At 65.3% G+C, this 3,675-nt stretch carries 4 protein-coding genes and 1 pseudogene; 4 read left to right on the top strand and 1 reads right to left on the bottom strand.

Features of this window, described 5'->3' with window-relative positions:
• Together AC1D1G_RS43005 and AC1D1G_RS43000 are read left to right on the top strand one after the other, a co-directional pair.
• Window positions 1-281, top strand: a pseudogene (locus tag AC1D1G_RS43005) (hypothetical protein); the annotation flags it as partial.
• Window positions 282-614: 333 nt separating this feature from the next.
• Window positions 615-1,511 carry an SDR family oxidoreductase gene (locus AC1D1G_RS43000; RefSeq protein ID WP_283353168.1) on the top strand — a complete coding sequence of 299 codons (897 nt, stop codon included), beginning with the start codon at window positions 615-617 and terminating at the stop codon, window positions 1,509-1,511.
• A 31-nt stretch (window positions 1,512-1,542) separates the two neighbouring features.
• Here AC1D1G_RS43000 and AC1D1G_RS42995 read toward each other — a convergent pair whose 3' ends face one another.
• Window positions 1,543-2,286 (bottom strand): Clp protease N-terminal domain-containing protein, encoded by a 744-nt coding sequence (locus AC1D1G_RS42995; protein WP_280784263.1) that lies wholly within the window; start codon window positions 2,284-2,286, stop codon window positions 1,543-1,545.
• A 130-nt stretch (window positions 2,287-2,416) separates the two neighbouring features.
• On the opposite strand from AC1D1G_RS42995, the gene AC1D1G_RS42990 reads away from it, so the two are divergent.
• The gene (locus AC1D1G_RS42990) at window positions 2,417-2,779 is read left to right on the top strand and encodes a PadR family transcriptional regulator (protein ID WP_283353169.1); all 363 of its coding nucleotides are present in this window, start codon (window positions 2,417-2,419) and stop codon (window positions 2,777-2,779) included.
• Window positions 2,779-3,675: permease prefix domain 1-containing protein (locus AC1D1G_RS42985; protein WP_477956685.1), on the top strand; the 897-nt coding region annotated here is incomplete at its 3' end. The genes AC1D1G_RS42990 and AC1D1G_RS42985, both read left to right, overlap by 1 nt.

Raw genomic sequence — 3,675 nt, 5'->3', positions numbered from 1 at the left:
CTCGGGTCCTTCCCGACCGATATCCCCTCGGAGACGACGTCGCGGCGTATGTCGCCGCTGAGCACAACGTCGGTGAGATGCTGGACTACGGTCTGATCGGGCCGCGGCTGCAGCATTTGTACGAATGGTCGGCCGATGAACTCGACGAGCCGGGACTACTCGACTGCATTTGCGACGGCAGTCCGACGTACGCCTGGTCCTACTCTGATCGCGAGGTGTGGAATCCGGCGATCCCGGCGGCCTCGATTCGCGCGGTTCGGCGGATATTGCCGGCGAATTGAGGGGTGACATCCCGTTGATACTCCCCCGGTCACCCCGGTGACGTCGCCGGCGTCGGGGATCACGTCGGCTACGACAGCCCCTCACAGTTCAATCGCGAATACCGCCGTCTGTTCGGCGCCTCCCCCGGCAAAGACGCTCACGGCCTACGCGGAAACACCGCACTGTCGGAAACCGGCCCCCTGCCCTGATCTGTCGACGCACGGCTTCCGGTCGCGGATGCAGCCGGTTTCCGGGTGCTCAGGAAGGGGTAAGCGTGGCGGGAAGCGCCTCTGATTCGGCGAACTTATCAGTCCTGCTTGCCGATTCGACAGAAGACGAAGAAGGGTACGAGAATGACCGACCAGTACGCCCGGCAGGATCCCACTACGCAGTACCCCGCCCCCGATCGCGAACACCAACCGGAGCTGCCGCACCCGGGACTGACCTCCGACATGGTGACCGCCCCGGATCACGGCGAGAAGTCCTATCGGGGAAGCGGTCGCCTCGATGGTCGCCGCGCCCTGATCACCGGCGCGGATTCGGGCATCGGGCGAGCGGTGGCGATCGCGTTTGCTCGCGAGGGTGCGGATGTCGTGGTCAGTTGTCTGGACGACGAGGAGTCGGATGCACGGGAGACCGTGCTACTGGTGGAAGAGGCCGGACGACGAGGCGTCGTCGCGACTGGCGACATCACGTCGGAGGACCACTGTCAGACTCTCGTGGACCTGACGGTCCGTGAACTCGGCGGTCTCGACATTCTCGTGAACAACGCGGCCTTTCAGATGGTGCAGACGGGTGGTATCGCCGATATCACCACCGAGCAGTTCGACCGTGTCCTGCGCACGAACCTCTACGCGCTGTTCTGGTTGTGCAAGAAGTCCGTCGCGGTCATGGATCCTGGATCGACGATCGTGAACACCTCGTCGATCCAGGGGATGAATCCGTCACCCGGGCTTCTCGACTACGCCACCACGAAGGCAGGGATCATCGATTTCACCAAGGGATTGGCGGCCGACGTGGCGAAGCGGGGAATCCGGGTCAATGCCGTTGCACCGGGGCCCATCTGGACGCCGTTGATCCCCGCGACGATGCCCGCCGACGGTTATCGGCAGTTCGGGGACGACGTGCCTCTGGGCAGACCCGGCCAGCCGGCCGAACTGGCACCGGCGTACGTATTCCTCGCATCGAACGAATCCAGCTACGTCACCGGAGAAGTGCTCGGCGTCACCGGCGGGACGCCCTTCACCTGAGCACCGCGGCGGTGAGGGAGCCCCTGCGAGGTCACTCCTTTTCGCGGGCGGCGACGATGGCGTCGAGGTTGGCGGCGATGTTCTCCTCGGCGGCAGCCTTGTCGACACCCAGTCCGGTGAGCACACCGACCCCGTCCTCGACCTCGAGCAGGGCCAGCAGGATGTGCTCGGTGCCGATGTAGTTGTGCCCCAAACGTAGTGCCTCACGGAACGTCAGTTCGAGCGCCTTGCGTGACTGAGCATCGAAGGGAACGAGTGCGGGCACCTCCTCGGCGGCGGGGGGCAGCGTCGCGGTCGCGGCGTGCCGGACCGAATCCAGTTCCACGCCCTGCGCGGCGATCGCCCGGGCGCCGAGTCCTTCGGGATCGGCCAGGAGTCCGAGGACGAGATGCTGAGGCAGGATCTCGGCGTTGCGTGCCGCCCTGGCCTCGTTCTGCGCGATCACCACCACCTGTCGTGCGCGCGGAGTGAACCGGCTGAATCCCTGATTCGGGTCGAGGTCGGAGGCCTGCCCAGGATCCTTGGGGACGAACCGCTTCTGCGCGGCCTGCTTCGTGACGCCCATGCTCTTTCCGATTTCGGTCCACGATGCCCCCGAGCGGCGGGCCTGGTCGACGAAGTGGCCGATGAGATGGTCGGCCAGTTCACCGAGGTGTTCGGCGGCGAGGACCGCGTCGGTGAGTTGCTCGAGCGGAGCCTCGGCGTGCACCTTCTTGATCGCGTCGATGAGCTCGTCGAGTCGGATGGGTGGGGTTGTGCGATCCGAATTCTCCATGCGTCAACTCTAGGTTGACGCACAGCGAGCGTCAACCCCAGGTTGTCGCTTTCGGCTTCCGCGAGCTGCGCACCGACCCCCGATCCGCTCTGCTAGTTTAATGACTAGCAGATCTAGGGATAGGGGTTCTATGCATATCGAGAAGGATCTGGTGGCGGCTTCGGCCACTCCCCTCGTGCTCGGAATTCTCGCGGAAGGCGAGTCCTACGGGTACGCCATCTTGAAACGAGTCAACGTTCTGTCCGGCGGGCGGATTCAGTGGACCGACGGAATGCTGTACCCCCTCCTGCATCGCCTGGAAAGATTGGGGTACGTGTCGGCGTCGTGGGGGGCCTCCGACAGCGGGCGAAGGCGCAAGCACTACACGATCACCGCTGCGGGCCGGGAGATGCTCGCGGAACGACGCGCCCAATGGGACGTCGTCGCGGACGCGCTGAGCCAGGTGTGGCGCTCCGTCCAACTACCCCCAGCCACCGCCGAAGGATGGTCGTGATGGATACCGACAAGGAGCTGGAATCGCAGATCGGTCAGTGGCGGGGTTACGTCGAGCGCCGTCACGCGATATCCGCCGCCGACACCGACGAGATGGAAGACCATCTCCGTGATCAGATTTCGGACCTGTCCGCCGCCGGGCTGAGGACCGACGAGGCATTCCTGGTCGCGGTCAAACGCATGGGCAACGTCGACGACATCTCCCGCGAGTTCGCTCGCGAGCACTCCGATCGGCTGTGGAAGCAACTCGTCCTCATGCCCGCCGCGTCGGATGGCGACGGCACTCGCCCCACACGTGAGCTGTTCGTCGTTCTCGGGCTCGCCGTCGGCGCGGCACTGTCGGTCAAGGCAGGCGTGGCGACACTCGACGAGCAGGACCTCGCGCGCAATCTCAGCCTGTTCGTTCTTCCGTTCCTCGCCGGATACTTCGCCTGGAAGCGACAGATGACACCCCGCCTCGCCGCGGTACTGCTGGTGCCGTTCGCGCTGGCGGCGGTACTGCTGAACGTCTTCCCGTTCGCATCGAACGGCTCCACCGAGGTGATCGCGGCGATCCACGCACCGATCGCGCTGTGGTTCGCCGTCGGCCTCGCATATGTCGGCGGTCAGTGGCGATCGGACCGGCGGCGAATGGACTTCATCCGCTTCACCGGCGAATGGGTCGTCTACCTGACCCTCCTCGCCCTCGGCGGCGGCGTCCTCATCGGCCTGACGATCGGTGCGTTCGACGCGCTCGGCCTGAGCGTCGAGTGGTTCATCGAGGACTGGGTGCTGCCGTTCGGAGCGGCCGGCGCGGTCATCGTCGCCGCATGGCTCGTGGAGGCGAAACAAAATGTGGTCGAGAACATCGCCCCTGTCCTCACCCGCGTGTTCACCCCGCTGACGACACTCATGCTG

It is taken from the genome of Rhodococcus sp. P3_B8 (assembly GCF_056402775.1).
The sequence above is the reverse complement of the archived record's forward strand: the minus strand, read 5'-3'. Positions and strand labels throughout refer to the sequence as shown.